The organism is Metabacillus lacus, assembly GCF_009674805.1.
Lineage (GTDB): Bacteria > Bacillota > Bacilli > Bacillales > Bacillaceae > Metabacillus_C > Metabacillus_C lacus.
Genome location: NZ_WKKI01000025.1, coordinates 1 through 15,927, shown reverse-complemented (window position 1 = coordinate 15,927; position 15,927 = coordinate 1). Strand labels below are relative to the sequence as shown.

Annotated in this window: 16 protein-coding genes; 12 read left to right on the top strand and 4 right to left on the bottom strand. The window is 33.9% G+C overall.

Translation table 11 applies throughout. The features are described from left to right. Nucleotides 1-8: 8 nt before the first annotated feature. The 12 genes from GJU40_RS12840 to galU all read left to right on the top strand — a co-directional run bounded on the left by GJU40_RS12840 (nt 9) and on the right by galU (nt 12,986). Nucleotides 9-902, top strand: coding sequence for an ATP-grasp fold amidoligase family protein (locus tag GJU40_RS12840; protein WP_154308234.1), 894 nt, complete (start codon nt 9-11; stop codon nt 900-902). Nucleotides 903-1,031: 129 nt separating this feature from the next. Beyond that, entirely contained in the window at nt 1,032-2,129 is a 1,098-nt protein-coding gene (locus GJU40_RS12835) for a glycosyltransferase family 1 protein (RefSeq protein ID WP_154308232.1), read from the top strand. A gap of 39 nt (nt 2,130-2,168) precedes the next feature. Further along, entirely contained in the window at nt 2,169-2,816 is a 648-nt protein-coding gene (locus GJU40_RS12830) for a DUF1919 domain-containing protein (RefSeq protein WP_154308230.1), read from the top strand. Between the two features lie 46 nt (nt 2,817-2,862). Beyond that, complete coding sequence (locus GJU40_RS12825; RefSeq protein ID WP_154308228.1) at nt 2,863-3,939, top strand: glycosyltransferase; 1,077 nt, start codon at nt 2,863-2,865, stop codon at nt 3,937-3,939. A 55-nt stretch (nt 3,940-3,994) separates the two neighbouring features. Next, nucleotides 3,995-5,239 carry an O-antigen ligase family protein gene (locus GJU40_RS12820; RefSeq protein ID WP_154308226.1) on the top strand — a complete coding sequence of 415 codons (1,245 nt, stop codon included), beginning with the start codon at nt 3,995-3,997 and terminating at the stop codon, nt 5,237-5,239. A gap of 14 nt (nt 5,240-5,253) precedes the next feature. Beyond that, nucleotides 5,254-6,420, top strand: a complete 1,167-nt coding sequence (locus GJU40_RS12815) for a glycosyltransferase family 4 protein (RefSeq protein WP_154308225.1) — start codon at nt 5,254-5,256, stop codon at nt 6,418-6,420. 82 nt (nt 6,421-6,502) lie between these two features. Further along, nucleotides 6,503-7,798, top strand: a complete 1,296-nt coding sequence (locus GJU40_RS12810; protein ID WP_154308223.1) for a lipopolysaccharide biosynthesis protein — start codon at nt 6,503-6,505, stop codon at nt 7,796-7,798. 282 nt (nt 7,799-8,080) lie between these two features. Further along, nucleotides 8,081-9,457: a UDP-glucose dehydrogenase family protein gene (locus tag GJU40_RS12805; protein WP_154308221.1), complete on the top strand. Its 1,377-nt coding sequence runs from the start codon at nt 8,081-8,083 to the stop codon at nt 9,455-9,457. After that, entirely contained in the window at nt 9,432-10,457 is a 1,026-nt protein-coding gene (locus tag GJU40_RS12800; protein WP_154308219.1) for a GDP-mannose 4,6-dehydratase, read from the top strand. Before GJU40_RS12805 ends, GJU40_RS12800 begins: the two co-directional genes overlap by 26 nt. 75 nt (nt 10,458-10,532) lie before the next feature. Further along, nucleotides 10,533-10,886 (top strand): GDP-mannose 4,6-dehydratase, encoded by a 354-nt coding sequence (locus GJU40_RS12795; protein ID WP_154308218.1) that lies wholly within the window; start codon nt 10,533-10,535, stop codon nt 10,884-10,886. 427 nt (nt 10,887-11,313) lie between these two features. After that, nucleotides 11,314-11,751 carry a VanZ family protein gene (locus tag GJU40_RS12790; RefSeq protein ID WP_154308216.1) on the top strand — a complete coding sequence of 146 codons (438 nt, stop codon included), beginning with the start codon at nt 11,314-11,316 and terminating at the stop codon, nt 11,749-11,751. Nucleotides 11,752-12,080: 329 nt separating this feature from the next. After that, nucleotides 12,081-12,986 carry a UTP--glucose-1-phosphate uridylyltransferase GalU gene (gene galU, locus GJU40_RS12785; RefSeq protein ID WP_154308214.1) on the top strand — a complete coding sequence of 302 codons (906 nt, stop codon included), beginning with the start codon at nt 12,081-12,083 and terminating at the stop codon, nt 12,984-12,986. 27 nt (nt 12,987-13,013) lie between these two features. Here galU and GJU40_RS20715 read toward each other — a convergent pair whose 3' ends face one another. The 4 genes from GJU40_RS20715 to GJU40_RS12775 all read right to left on the bottom strand — a co-directional run bounded on the left by GJU40_RS20715 (nt 13,014) and on the right by GJU40_RS12775 (nt 15,873). Next, nucleotides 13,014-13,277, bottom strand: coding sequence for a hypothetical protein (locus tag GJU40_RS20715; protein ID WP_170289400.1), 264 nt, complete (start codon nt 13,275-13,277; stop codon nt 13,014-13,016). A gap of 29 nt (nt 13,278-13,306) precedes the next feature. Continuing rightward, nucleotides 13,307-13,405, bottom strand: coding sequence for a DUF6431 domain-containing protein (locus GJU40_RS21555; protein ID WP_425481226.1), 99 nt, complete (start codon nt 13,403-13,405; stop codon nt 13,307-13,309). Nucleotides 13,406-13,942: 537 nt separating this feature from the next. Then, entirely contained in the window at nt 13,943-14,509 is a 567-nt protein-coding gene (locus GJU40_RS12780) for an SMI1/KNR4 family protein (protein ID WP_154308212.1), read from the bottom strand. Nucleotides 14,510-14,511: 2 nt separating this feature from the next. Next, the gene (locus GJU40_RS12775; protein WP_154308210.1) at nt 14,512-15,873 is read right to left on the bottom strand and encodes an HNH endonuclease family protein; all 1,362 of its coding nucleotides are present in this window, start codon (nt 15,871-15,873) and stop codon (nt 14,512-14,514) included. Nucleotides 15,874-15,927: the final 54 nt, after the last annotated feature.

Sequence of the window (15,927 nt, the reverse complement as noted above, 5' to 3'; positions counted from 1 at the left end):
GGATTTATATGCATAAACAGTTAAAAAGAATATTATTAACCCCGGTAAATGTTGTTTATAAAATTAGTCCTAAAGCAGTGTTTCAGGCTCTTTTTTATATTAAACATAAATATAAGCTAAATATAGATAATCCTAAGACATATAACGAAAAGTTAAATTGGATGAAACTCTACTATAAAAATGAATTAATGCCGTTATGTACTGATAAATACACTGTTCGTCAATATGTGAAAGATTGCGGGTGTGAGGAAATTCTTAATGAGTTATTATGGGAAGGGTATGATGCACGTGATATTCCTTTCGAAGACTTACCTCAACGGTTTGTTATTAAAGTCACACACGGATCTGGTAATAACATTATTTGTACCAATAAGGATAGTCTAGATAAAAAAAGAACTATCAAACATGTAAACAAGTGGCTAAAACAGAAATACTTACCATGTTATGGCGAGTGGTTTTATGGAGTAATTAAACCTCGGATTATCATAGAGAAATTCCTAACGGAAGATAATTCAAATGTGCCAGTTGACTACAAAATGTTTTGTTTTAATAATTTTGGAGGAGAGCATGGAGTTGCATTGACAGCAATAGATACAGACAGATTTACATTTCATAAAAGGAAAGTTTATGATGGCGACTGGAACATACTTGAAAATCAGTGTATAAATTTTCCTTATGACGATGCAAATAGTTTTGAAAAACCGAAACAATATGATAAGATGAAAAATTATGCAAAAAAACTTTCAAAACCGTTTCCACATGCAAGAGTTGATTTCTATGTTATAAATAACGAGATATACTTTGGAGAAATAACATTTATTAGTGATGCTGGATTTGGAAAAATTAGTCCTTACAGTTTGAATGAAAAAATGGGTAGTTGGATTAAGTTGCCTGTAAAGTAAAGAAAATGAATAAACCTTATAAAATTTTGTTTCTCTTCACATGTGGAGGGTTATAGGTACATTGGTTAAAATATTTAGAAGGTAATTAAAAGGATTTAAAGCAAAATTAAAACAAATTGGAGTTTTAAAATGTTGAAAGTATTAGTTATATGTACTGTAAATTTTGGGTTTGGTGACGGAATTTCAAATGTGATAATGAGTTATTATAATTCAATAGATAAATCTAAAGTTCATATGGATTTTGTTGTAAAGAGGTGTACTGACGATAAATTAAGGCAAGAGATAATTGATAATGGAAGCAAGTTATACGAATTAAATTATCGCTTAAAATCTCCGTTAAAATATATGAAGAAAGTCACAGAGATTGTGAAGTTGGGTGACTATAATATAGTTCACGCTCACGGAAATAGTTGTACACTTGCTATTGAAATGCTTGCATCTAAAATAGGCGGTGTAAAAGTTCGTATTCCTCATAGTCATAATACAACAACTAACTATAAAATAGTTCATAAATTACTGAGAAAGACTTTTGACAAAAACTATACAAACGGGTTTGCTTGTGGCGTTAGAGCTGGTGAGTGGCTATATAATGGAAAGTCTTTTACAGTTATTAACAACGGGATTGATGTTAATAAGTTTAAGTATAATGACGACCATCGTAAGAAGTATAGAAAAAAATATGGATTAGTAGGATGTAAGGTAGTTGGTAATGTAGGTGCATTTAATTACCAAAAGAATCATGAATTTCTAATTGATGTCTTTTCTGAGTTATATAAATATGATAAATCATATAGACTTTTGCTAGTTGGTGATGGTGTACTTCGAACTGACCTTGAAAATAAAGTTAACAGTTTAGGGCTAAATAATGCTGTTATCTTTACCGGTAAATCAAGGGAAGTACCAAATCTTATGCAAGTTATGGATGTTATAGTCATGCCCTCACGTTTTGAAGGGTTACCACTAACTCTATTAGAAGCTCAATCAGCTAGCCTCCAGTGCTTTGTATCTGATGTAATAACAGAAGAGGTAAGGGTAACTGAATTAATTGAATATATTTCTTTAGAAAAAACAGCTGAAGAATGGGCGAAATTAATAAATGATACTGTAAAGGTAAATCGAGAAATAATCAATGAAAAAAACGCATTCCAAGTTACTGATTCAGGATACAATATTGAAGAAAATGCAAAGACATTACAAAGTTTATACTATAAGTTTACTAACAATTAATATTATTACTATTGTTGTTAGATAAAGGAGAGTGAAAATGTGGTTAGTCTTGAAGGGCTTAAATTAAGGTTAAGAAGGCAGTACATTAAAGAATCTGCAAAATTGCGAAGAAAATCATTGGAATATACTAATTTTACAATTATATCAAACAATTGTTGGGGTGGCTTTATATATCAAAGTTATGGAATTTCATATAATTCTCCAACAATAGGTTTGTACTTTATGGCAGAAGATTACATAAAATTTGTATTAAACTTAAAAGAATATATAGAGTCGGAGTTAACCTTTATCGATCCCAAAGAATCTCGCTATTTTGAGATTCTTAAAAAAAGTGAAAAATTTGGTGAGTACCCTATTGGTCTATTAAAAGATATTGAAATAATATTTCTTCATTATACTAGTGAGGAAGATGCTTATGAGAAGTGGAATAAAAGATGTAAACGAATTAATTGGGAAAGATTACTAATTAAATTCAATGATCAAAATGGTTGTACAAAGGAGCACTTAAATAGATTTGATAAACTGAAATTTAAGAATAAAATTTGTTTTACTTCTAGTGAATTTCCTAATTCAAATTCAATGATATTTATAAAATCAGCAAAGAAACAAAAATATGTTCTTGCTTCTCAAGAGCCATTCGGTAAGTCAAGATACTTAAATGTAACTAGGCTAATAAATTCAATATAAAAATACTATCTTATACTAGTATTTTTTGTAAAGGTAGGTATCTGTATTGAAAGTTATATTTATTACTAGAAGTATGTGGGCTGGTGGAGCGGAGCGTGTAATTACAGAACTTGTTAAGCATTTCACCAAAATACAAATTAATTGTGAAATAATAACTATTGACGATGAAAAGATATTGTACGATATTCCTAAAGGAGTAAAAATACAGCCTATAGGGAAGCAGTCTTCAAATGCATCTATTGATAAAGTTCTTAGGTATAAGAAGCTTAGGGATTATGTGGTGAATTCAAAACCAGATTTAGTATTAACCCTTCCTGAAGATATAGGCATTTATGTAATACCTTCACTGTTAGGTACTAACATACCTGTTGTTGTTTCAGAGAGAAATAATCCCTGGGTTATGCCCTGGAAAAAAGAGACACGTTTTCTTAGGAATATATTCTATCCTTTTGCTAAGGGATTTGTCTTTCAAACAGAAGGAGCCGCAAATTTTTTCTCAAAGAAGATAAGAGAAAAAAGTGTAATCTTACCGAACCCATTGGATTTAAATCAAATCCCAGTATTAAAAAGTGAGAGGAGAAAAGAGATCATAGGAGCTGGTAGGTTAGATAAGCAAAAGAATTTCCCGTTATTGATAAAAGCTTTTGCAAGGTTCTATGAAACTAATAAGGACTACGTATTAACAATATATGGAGAAGGTACTTTGAGAAATGAACTAAATGAGCTTGCTTCTTCACTGCTACCACAAGGTGCTTTCCAATTTCCAGGGAGAAAAGAAGATTTATTAGAGCGGATAAATGGGGGAGCAATGTTTGTACTTAGTTCAGATTATGAAGGTATGCCTAATGTAGTAATAGAAGCCATGGCAATGGGTGTACCAGTTATCTCCACTAATTGTCCAACTGGAGGACCAGCAGAACTAATTGATGATGGTGTAAACGGTTTGCTTGTACCAGTAGGAGATTTAGATGCTATGATTGAAGCTATGTGCAAAGTAGCAGGATCTAGTATTCTAGCCAAAAAACTAGGAAGAAATGCTTTGAAAATTAGAGAACGGTTGGATGCCACTGTTATCGCAGAGGAATGGTTGAAGTTTATTAAGTTTGTAGTGTTTAACAAGTAAGGATATTGGCTACATTTTTATTTTAAATATTAACACAATAAGGATTAGATAACTTATGAGTACACTAAGGAAAAAAATTGGAATAGGAAATGTAGCAGATACTTTATTCTGTTTATTTCTAGTGATGTCGTTTCTCTCAGAACGTACGAATCTTGGTCGGCTTACTATGCTTTTATTTATCGTTATATGTATATTTATGATTATAATACGTGCAAGGATAGTAAAACTTCCGACTTACTTTGCCTTAGAAATTATTTTTATCGGATATTGCATTTTGCAAATTTTAATTGGTGTAACAGTAGATAAAAATGTATCGAAGGATATGATACAAACTCTTTTAGTGTGTACTCTAGTATATATTTGTGTATATAACTATGCAATCTTCAGGAACAATTTTAAGCATGTTCTAAAATTATTTTTCTTGTCTTTCGTGTGGGCAATTTTGATTAACCTATTAATTGACGTAGGAACACTCTTTGAAAACCGTAGTGGTAACGGAATTCAAATAGGTGGCATTAATATTGGAGGAGTTATATCAATTAGTGTTGGTTGGATGGCAGGTATATGTATGGTACTAGCAACTATTTTATATAAGAACGACAAGAAGAAATTTTGGATAATCTTTTTACTATTGTTACTTGCCCTTGTTTCATCCGGTACGAGAAAAGCATTTTTGTTTGTACCTGTTGCGATGTTGGGTTGGTTTTATTTTGGGCAACATCGTAGGAATATTTTTAAACTATTCGCTAATATGATCGTAGTTCTCACCTTATGTATTATAGGTTACTATCTAACTATTTATAACGCTACTTTATATTCAATTGTTGGTTATCGGCTCGAAAATGTGGTTGAGTATATAACCAATGATAAGAATGATATTGATGACGCGTCATTACTAACAAGGCTTTCGTTGATTGAAGCTGCAAAATCTGCATTATGGGAAAGACCACTTATGGGATGGGGGCTGGACAATTTTCGTTATATTTTTAACAATGGAGGATATTACTCACATAATAACTTTCTAGAGATTCTTGTTAGCGGAGGGTGGATTGGATTTGTAATTTACTATCTTAAATATTTATATATAATAGTTTCTTTATGGATTTACCGAAAATATGCGGGAGATAGAGATAAGAACATGATTAACGTATTCTTGTTATTAGCAATTGTAATGATTACGTTGGAATATTGGCAAGTAACATACTATTCGAGGAAGTTCATGATGATATGGGTCTTAATGTTGGTATATTTACAGAGTCTAAGAGCTTTAAAGAAGTCGAAACAGCTAATCATTGAATAGAGGAGGAATTCAGGTTGTTGATTTTATATGTTGCTCCAAGATACCACACAAACCAGATTCCAATTACTGAAGGACTACTTAAAGCTGGATATCAAGTTCGGTTTCTTGCCATGTACAAAGGGGTCTCAGAAAACTACGAAGCATTAAAACCTGATATTCTAAAAACTCCAATAATACTGAGAACAGTATACAAAATAATCCGTAAACGAAGAGGGGAGGTATACGCTGAAAACTGGATGCTTCGTAATTATAAGCCAGGATATATTCAAATTCTTAATTACTTGAGAACTTCTAAGCCTGATATCGTGATTCTTCGTGAACGTTCTAGACAATCACGGATTGTACATGCATGTTGTAAATTATTAGGTATACGAAACGTGATATTATATAACCAAAACCCTATAAATGCGGACGAGTGGAGAGGGAAAAGACTTAAACAGATGTTGGCTAAAATAGTGTTTCCTAAAGTTAGGTATTCTCCTGTGAAGTATGTTAATTTACTAAATAGTTCTTACTCTTCTCCTACAATACCTGTGAATTCGCATGCATATTTCGCTCCTTTTGTTCAAGAGGTTAATATAATACCTGAAGAGAAAAAATACGTTAAAGATGGAATTATTCGTATTTTAGATGTAGGAAAATATAGAGATTATAAAAATCATAAAATCCTAGTAGAGGCAGTTTCTTTGATAAAAGAACGTAAAAATTTCCACATTACTATAGTTGGCCAAGTTTCAAACGAAGATGAGCAAGAATATTTTGATAGCCTTGCTAGTATGATTCAGGATTATAACTTGCAGGGTAAATTCACATTATTAAAAAATATTCCATATCGTAGAATGAAGGAATTATATACAGATCATGACATCTTTGTTCTCCCAAGTAAAAAGGAAGTAGCCAGTATTTCTGTCCTTGAGGCCATGTCAAATGGTCTTTGCACAATTAGTACAGATAATAATGGGACAGCGTTTTATGTTTTAGAAGGAAATGCAGGTTTAATTTTTGACAACACTAGCGCCAAAGATCTTGCCAGTAAGTTAGTATATTTCTTGGGACATCAAGAAGAGATAAGTTATTATGGGAAGAATGCTTTAAACTATATTCGAGAAAATTGTGGTTTCGAAAAATACCTTGAAAGGCTAAGGCATATTGTTCGAAAAGAATTTAAATCTGATATTTAATGTAATGCAAATAGTTATGATAAAAGTTACCATAAGCACGAAATATACTAAAAATTCTTAAAATAGGTGGAATATTATTGGAATGAAGATAGGTAATTTCGGAAAAAATGTTTTCATGCTTGCAGGAGGTACAGCCTTTGCTCAGGCTTTAAGTTTTCTTCTAATACCAATTATAACAAGGGTTTATACTCCCCAAGAATACGGAGTACTTGCAGTTTACGCATCGATTATAGGTTTATTGGGCATTTTGGGATCAATGAATTATGAATTGGCAATTCCAATAGCAGAAAGTGAAAAAAAGGCGATAAATGTACTATTCTTGAGTATACTAACTTTGACTATATCTTTTATGGTTTTGGTTTTATTGTTTGTTTTTATTGGTGATCAATTTCTAATACTTTTAAATAGTGAAACCCTTATTGAATACAAATACTTATTACCAATAGGGTTTTTTTTTATTGGATTGTATAATATTCTTACACAATGGGCGTTTAGGAGAAAAGGATTTAAAGTTATAACAAAAACAAAATACAAACAAGCTATATTACAAAATCTTAGTACTATAGGGCTTGGGGTAATTGGAATAGGTTCAATTGGCCTATTAATAGGGAAAATAGTTGGACAAAGTGCTGGAATATCCTCCTTACTTAATCCATTAGTTAAAAAGGAAAGAGGATTATTTACAAAAATTAATAAACGTTACTTAATCTGGGCAGCAAAGCGTTATAGTAAGTTTCCTTTATATACAACTCCTCGGAGGTATTTAGGAGATATAACAATAGTACTTCCGGTATTATTTATTACTTCTTTATATGGGGCAAAAGAAGCGGGTCTATTTGGGTTAGCTAATAGTGTAATACAGTTACCAATGAATTTAGTAGGCACTTCTGTTAGTAGCGTTTTTTATGCAGAGTCTGCATCATTAAGGGCAACAGATCCAGCCCGATTAAAAAAAATTTCAAATAAGCTATTGAGAAATTTAATCTTTATCGGATTTATTCCACTAATAGTTTTATTATTATTTGGACCATATTTATTTTCTATTGTTTTTGGGAGCAAATGGAGTGAAGCTGGGATTTATGCTAGCTTACTATCAATTGCAGTTTTTTCAAGATTAATCTTTAAACCTATTAGTAATATTTTTGATGTTTTTGAAAAACAAAAAACAGCATTAATACTGAATGTACTTAGGCTAGTTCTTGTTTTAGCAGTATTTGGAACATCCAAATACTTATTATTAAACACTTATTGGACTGTTGGTTTATACAGTTTAACTATGGCTTTAATTTACTTTATTCAATATTTATTAGCCCAAAAAATTCTAAATGATGCTGTTGAGAATTTCGAAAAAAATATTTTGGTTGCGAGGAAAGGTTAAAATTAAGTAAATATATGATATTATTCATTCTTTTCACAAACTAAATATTGGGTGCTATTTACCAATTAAATAAAGACAATAAGTTAACTTGAACATTAAAAATGTCTCAAGTGATTTGCTGTAGAGATAAGTAAGTTTGGTCCTAAATAAGGTAATATTGTTTCAGACGTTGAATTATTTAAAGTAAAGCAGGATTTTCATTATTCCAGTTAGCATAGATAATTATGCTCTATAATCTATAATTATTTTAGAATTAACTTTATATAGGAAGGGATTACAATTATGTATAAAATAGCAGTTGCAGGAACAGGCTATGTTGGTTTGGTCGCAGGGGTTTGTTTTGCCGAAGTTGGCCATCAAGTTACTTGCGTAGATATTGATGAAAATAAAGTTAACCTTATGAAATCTGGAGTCTCACCAATATATGAACAGGGTTTAGAAGAGTTAATGCAGAAAAACTATGCTGTTGGAAGAATTGATTATACAACAGATTATAAGTCTGCCTATAAAGATGCAGATGCAATCTTTATTGGAGTTGGTACTCCAGAGCAGCCAGATGGTTCTGCGAATCTTTCATACATTGCAACAGTAGCAAGGCAAATCGCGGAGTCGATTGAAAAGGATTGCTTAGTTGTAGTAAAGTCCACCGTTCCAGTCAGAACCAATGATAAGGTTGAGCAGTTTATTCAGGACTTTCTAGTAAATGATGTTAAGGTAGAAGTGGCATCAAATCCTGAATTCTTAGCACAGGGGTCTGCTGTACATGATTCACTTCATGCAGAAAGAATTATTATTGGTACAGAGAGTAAATGGGCTGAAGAGTTGCTTATGAAACTCTATGAGCCTTTTAATTTACCTATCGTATCGGTTAATAGAAGATCTGCTGAAATGATCAAGTATGCATCAAACGATTTCCTTGCTCTAAAGATTTCCTATATGAATGATATCGCTAACCTATGTGAACTAGTAGGGGCGGATGTACAAGACGTTGCAAAAGGTATGAGCTATGATGCACGTATAGGAAGTAAGTTTTTAAACGCAGGTATCGGTTATGGCGGTTCATGTTTTCCTAAGGATACGAAAGCGCTAGAGAATATTGCAAAGCAGCATGGGTATGAGTTGCGAACGGTTAAGGCTGCAATTGAAGTAAATACAGATCAAAAAACAATGTTATATAAGAAAGCTAGCAAGAGACTTATCACTTTTAATGGCTTGAAAGTTGCAGTACTTGGGTTAACATTTAAACCTGGAACTGATGATTTAAGAGAAGCTGCCTCTCTTGAGAATGTACCTTTATTACTAGAGCAAGGTGCAGATATCTATGCATTTGATCCTGTTGGCGCTGAAAACTTTGCAAAAGTCCACCCTGAAGGAAAGCATGGTAAAGGTAACATTACGTATGTTTCTAATATTGAAGAAGCACTAGATGGTGCGAATGTTTGCTTTATCTTTACTGAGTGGGGCGAAGTAAAATCAGTGATTCCTCGTAAGTATAAGGAATTAATGAGAACTCCGTTAGTATACGACGGAAGAAATATCTATAATGTTACGGAAATGCAGGAAGCTGGGGTAGAGTATCACTCGATTGGAAGAAAAGCTGTAGAGAGAGAAGTTGTAAAGGAGTCGAGAAATCTTGAGTTACAAGCCGTTAGATCCTAGTAAAGTTTATCTTATTACTGGAGCTGCTGGTTTCATCGGATATTATTTATCTAAGAAACTACTAGAAAGTGGCTGCAAAGTAATAGGTATTGATAATGTAAATGATTACTATGATGTGAAACTTAAACACGCTCGTCTAGAGCAACTTCAACCATTTGATAAGTTTACTTTTATTGAGGGCGATATTTCTGACAAGCCCATGAATAATAGTGTATTTGAAGAGTACAAGCCTAATATTGTAGTAAACTTAGCTGCTCAAGCTGGAGTTAGGTATTCAATAGAAAACCCGGATGTATATATCCAAAGCAACATTATCGGTTTTTATAACATCCTTGAAGCATGCAGACACTACCCTGTTGAGCACCTTGTATATGCTTCATCTAGTTCTGTATACGGAGCCAATAAAAAGGTTCCATTTGAAGAAATCGATTTTGTAGATACCCCTGTATCACTTTATGCATCTACTAAGAAATCTAACGAATTAATGGCTCATACGTATAGCCATTTATATAAAATTCCAGCCACAGGTCTTCGCTTCTTTACAGTATATGGTCCAATAGGAAGACCAGATATGGCTTACTTTGGTTTTACAGATAAATATTTTGCTGGTGAACCAATTAAGATCTTTAATAATGGTGATTTTGATAATGACCTCTACCGTGATTTCACGTATATTGATGATATAGTCGAAGGAATAGAGCGACTTATCGGTAAACCGCCGGTTGATGCCGTTCCTCACAAGGTGTTTAACATCGGTAACAATAATCCGGAAAAGTTGATGACGTTTATTAATACATTGGAGAAGACTTTAAGTAAAGCTTTAGGAAGAGAAGTGCACTTTGAAAAGGTGTTTGAGCCAATTAAGCCAGGAGATGTACCTGCTACATATGCGTCAACTGATTTATTGCAAAAAGCAGTGGGTTTTAAACCAAAAACATCAATTGAAGAAGGATTACAGCAATTTGCTAATTGGTACGTGGATTATTATAAGAAACGGTAATGTTCATTTTCATATTTAAAACTTAGGTTAATTTTAATCCTTTTTTTAAACAGAAATTAAAAAGTTTGTAAGTCTATGAACTTTGGTAACCAGCTATGCTGGGTATCTGGCGTTAGAGATTATATACATGTTATGGATTTAGCTGAAGGCCATGTAGCAGCACTAGACAATTTAAATGAAGGTGTTCGTATCTACTATTTAGGCACAGGCCACGGAGCTAGTGTATTAGAGTTAGTATACGCTTTTGAGGTGGCAAATGATGTAGAAGTAGCCTATGAAATTGTCGATCTCAGACCCGGTGACATAGCATCAAGTTATGCTGATGCTTCTAAAGCTGAAAGAGAACTAGGATGGACTGCTATGCGTGACATTGTTGCAATGTGCCATGATGCATGTCGGTTTGAACAAATCTGCGAAGTGAAAAGTTAAAAGTAACTTTATGACTAGACAGATTTTGATTAATCATTACCCTTTTCTCTGGCGAACGACTTATTGAGTAGCTCAATGAATGGAATAAAAACTCACTATTAATTTTAGGTTAACTTAACTTTTGTCTTCTGCCAATAAGGCAAAGCTATCATCTTGTAATAGACAAAGTGGTGTGTAATTTTACACACCACTTTGTTTGTTTCTGGAAGGCAGGGGGATTAAGGTCACAGGAGCTAGTAATTACAATAAAGGGTGATTAGACTAAAGAAAAATTGATGGTATAGGTTCAACTTTTCAGCAAATTAATCATGCGAAGGTAACAGAATGGGCAAACAACTATTTTACATAAGTAAGCTGAAAACAAGTTCAATGCTTGTATCAATTGTTAACTATGTAGCTTTTCTTAGCAGAAATGTAGAAATAGCCAGTGAATAGACTATTCCTGCTTATCTGGACATGTTTGCTCTTTATCTTTACGTTTAACTCTGACTTTAAAGGATTATTAGTAGATAGAAAGGTGCGCTTTCAATTTGAAATAATACCTAATTTGTCACATGTGTTTTATTTTTATAGCCTTAATACCATTGGTTCCTTTACCGTATTGCAAAAAATCGGCCATTTCTTCTTTTTCTTTGTGCTAGCCTATTTACTGTTCCGTGTGTATAGTAATTTAAAGCCTACCTTTGTTATTGGTATGGGCTATGCTTTTCTTACTGAATTTGTCCAAGCTTTCTTTAAGAGGGAGGCAAGGGTTCAGGATGTAATGGTTGATGTGATGGGTGTACTTGCTTTTATTATCCTATATGTTGTTATCAAGGACTTGAGGAGATTATTAAAACGAGATAAGGATGCGAGGGTTATTTAGAGGAGGTAATCGGAACGGTCACAGTGACCCATTTAATTGAATTAGGGCCATCATTTGTTTGTTGGAGGGTCCTTGCCCTCCTCGAGTGTTCACATTGGCAGGACACACTTTTATTACCAAGTTTAAAGCCTTTGCGTTAATAGGGAGGGAGGCTTCTTTTTCTATACATTTTGCTAAGGAAAGTAGAATTAGTTGTATATGTATTACTACAAATAATTGTCCTTAACTTGCTTTTTTATTTAGGAGATAATCACATATTTATTATTATCTGTTAGAAAGTGTGTCAAAAGTATTTTGATACAACAATATCTATAGAGGGAGTGTTGAGAATGCAAGTACGTAAAGCAATTATTCCTGCAGCAGGTCTTGGAACACGATTCTTACCAGCAACAAAAGCACAGCCAAAAGAAATGTTACCAATAGTTGATAAGCCTACACTTCAATTTATTATTGAAGAGGCAGTTAAATCTGGAATTGAAGAAATTCTTATTATTACGGGGAGAAATAAGAAAAGTATTGAGGATCATTTTGATAAATCCGTAGAACTAGAATTTGAGTTAGAAGCAAAAGGTAAATATGAGTTATTAGAAGAAGTGAGAAAAATATCTGATTTGGTAAATATTCATTTTATCCGCCAAAAAGAACCTAGAGGATTAGGGCATGCAATTTATTGTGCTAAAAGTTTTATCGGAAATGAACCATTTGCTGTTATGCTAGGTGATGATATTGTAGAAAATGATAAACCTTGTTTACAACAAATGACGGAAATGTATCAACAATATAAGACTACTATTTTAGGCGTTCAAGAAATTCCGATGGAAGATGTTAGTAAATATGGGGTAGTTGATGGAAAACAAATTGAGGATTCAGTTTACAAGGTTAACGGATTAGTAGAAAAACCAGCAGTAGAAGAAGCTCCCTCTAATATAGCCATTCTCGGTAGATATGTCATTACCCCTGCTATTTTTGACATCTTAGAACAGACTGAGCCAGGAAAAGGTGGAGAAATTCAACTTACCGACGCTTTAAAGGTACTAGCTCAAAAAGAAGCAATGTATGCCTATATTTTTGAAGGAAAAAGATATGATGTAGGGGATAAGCAAGGATTTTTACAAGCTACAGTTGAGTTTGCACTTCGAAGAGAAGATTTGCGTGAGGACTTTTTAAACTATCTAGTTAAAACCATTGAAAAGGAAACAAAGAATGAGAAATTAGAAGAGCCCGTTGGTTTATAAAGATTGTATTTATATGCCGTGTTTTTCCTAATAAAAGGTTGCCCGCTGGGCCAGATTTGGCCTGGCGTTTTTTTCTTGATAATTGAAGTGGGAATCATGGGTAAGCGGACAAAAACGCAGAACGGGTATGTATCCAAAAGTGATGATTCGCGACTGGATCGACAATTTTTCCGAGCCATCCACGTGCTTTGGCGAGCCATTGTCGTAAAGCAACAGCCGACAGGATAGATCGACTGCCGGAGTCTCATTCTGCTCAGGCTGAATCAGTAAGTAAATAACCAGTAAAACCAATTGATTTCCTCCACCTGTAAATCGGAGAATCATCTGCTGCCACCGTCAGCTGGGTAAATGGTTTCCTCAATAACATCTGCAGCGTATCGCTTATATGGGATCATTAAATCAGGAAGCTCGTGGTGAATCTACTTACATTGCTGGCAACGCAGCATCCTGATGATAATTGTTCTGTCATGCCTCTTTCATCTTTTAACTTTCTCTCCCTTAAACACCTGATGATTACAACAGGGACAAGGAACCTTTTCTGCACATTTAATAAAAAACCCCTTAATCGGCAGCTTTCAATATGATATAATTTGTTTACAACAATCATATTTTTTGAGGGACGTCTTCCGTCGCGCCACTGGTAATGGCCGACATTATGGAAGGCGTCTTTTCCTTTCTTCAGGGTGATGAAGGACATTATATCCGTCAATTCCCGGTCAGACAAAACCGTCAATATCTGGACGTATTTAAACAGCATTAACAACTTCTAATAGCTAGGATACATTATGGGATACATTAAATAGGTTATACGTTTTATAGTTGTTGTACGTACTTTATAATTTGGAAATACATCATAGAGGGCTAATATGGGTTATCTCTTTCTTGCAGCTAGAATGCTGTTTATTCGGCACTAGGTAGCCCCACCCAATCAAGGTTTTCTAATTTATTGATGGATACTAATCTTTTAGTAAATCTTCGTCTAAGAAGAGTTCGATGTCATCTAAATTGACATTTTTTTTTCTTTCATGAAATGAAAACTTTGAAATAAACTCTTCAAATGAGTTTGCTATAAGGTAATAATATTCTTTTCCACCTTCATCAGTCGTTTCGTTTTCATGATACCAATAATAAATTTTACCCCTGTATTTATCTTTTAAGCCTATACATATTAAATCTCCCCCATCTGCATCTGCGATAGGCATTACAATATTTCCTAAAGTTCCTTTATACGTTTGAATTATTGATTCAATATTATAAGCACTATTACTAATACCATAAAAGCCACCTATCGAATCGAAACCATCCTCTGGAGTTACAGGGGTAGCTTCAATTGGCTGATACATTCTGTTTTCTTTAACAAAACATCCTCCATATTCAAGTAAAAACTCTTTATAGTCTAATGGTAAATCAACTCCATACAACCTTTCAATTGTTTCGATTGACTTATATGAATTTTCTTTTTTTGATACAACCACTTCTGAATCAATTATTACATCTAATTTTTGCTTTATTATTTTGTTCATTTTTATTTTCCTCCTCTTAAATCTGATGCTGAACCTATATGCGGTATATTAGCATGTAAATCTGTTGGAATTAACTCAATTTCAGTAGAACTTTTATGATGAGGCGTTAAGCCTTTTTCCTTTAACCAGGACTTTGCTTGATTTTGTGACTTAAAACCTTTTAACTGCATAATTTTTTCATACACTAAATTAAAATCATTTTTAGAGCCATCTAACATACCTTCTTTAAATTTAATAGAACCTTTACTCCAAGGTGTGAAGTTAGGTCTACCATTAATAAATTCTACACCCTCACCATTCGTTATTTTTTTAACTTCAGGTTTATCAGAATACCATTTCCCATTACCAGGTTCTCCTTCCCATTTACCATTTGTTCTTGGTAACCTTGTTTTGGGATTATCTATACCCTTAGTACTCTTACTACCCCCATCACCATCAAACTTCACATTGGGCTTCAAATCTTTCAAAACCGTATTTTCAATAGATGTGTTATAAGGAATATCATTCATTCTTTCAGGCAATCCCGAAACTGCCAGTTGCCTAGCAGTTTGAACTTCAGGTATTGTCTCTTCGTCAATCGTACTCGACTGCTTGCTGCCTTTTACCTGCTTATCCACTCCTTTTGTTCCAACAACAGGAGCTACAGATTTTGACAGATAGAATTTGTTCCTTAATTGATCAACAGACACTCCCGATATTGCAGACTGCATCACAGCTTGACCTTCAGGTCTTTCTTTTGCAGTATTACTCGGCTGGTTGCTGCCTTTTACCTGCTTATCCATCCCTTTTGTTCCAACAACAGGAGCTACAGATTTTGACAGATAGAATTTGTTCTTTAATTGATCAACAGACACTCCCGATATCGCAGACTGCATCACAGCTTGACCTTCAGGTCTTTCTTTTGCAGTATTACTCGGCAGCTTGCTGCCTTTTACCTGCTTATCCACTCCTTTTGTTCCAACCACAGGAGCTACAGATTTTGACAGATTGAATTTTTTCCTTAATTGATCAACAGACACTCCCGATATTGCAGACTGCATCACAGCTTGACCTTCAGGTCTTTCTTTTGTAATCGTACTCGGCTGCTTGCTGCCTTCTACCTGCTTATCCACTCCTTTTGTTCCGACGATTGGAGCTGTTTCAGTTTTTGACACATTGGATTTGTTCCTATATTCATCAACATTAGTTTTACCGGCATCATTCTTACCTGCTTTAACCGGACCCACTGGACCCTTATTACCACCATCCCAAGCAAACTTCACAGTCAAACCGTTTCTCAAATCGCTCAAAAAGGTATTTGAGTTAAATGTATTGTATGGGATCTTATAACCATATGCAGGCACTCCCGCCAGTGCAGGCTGCATCACGGTTTGACTTTCAGATTTCTCTACCTTTAACTTTGGCAGCTTCACGCTTGT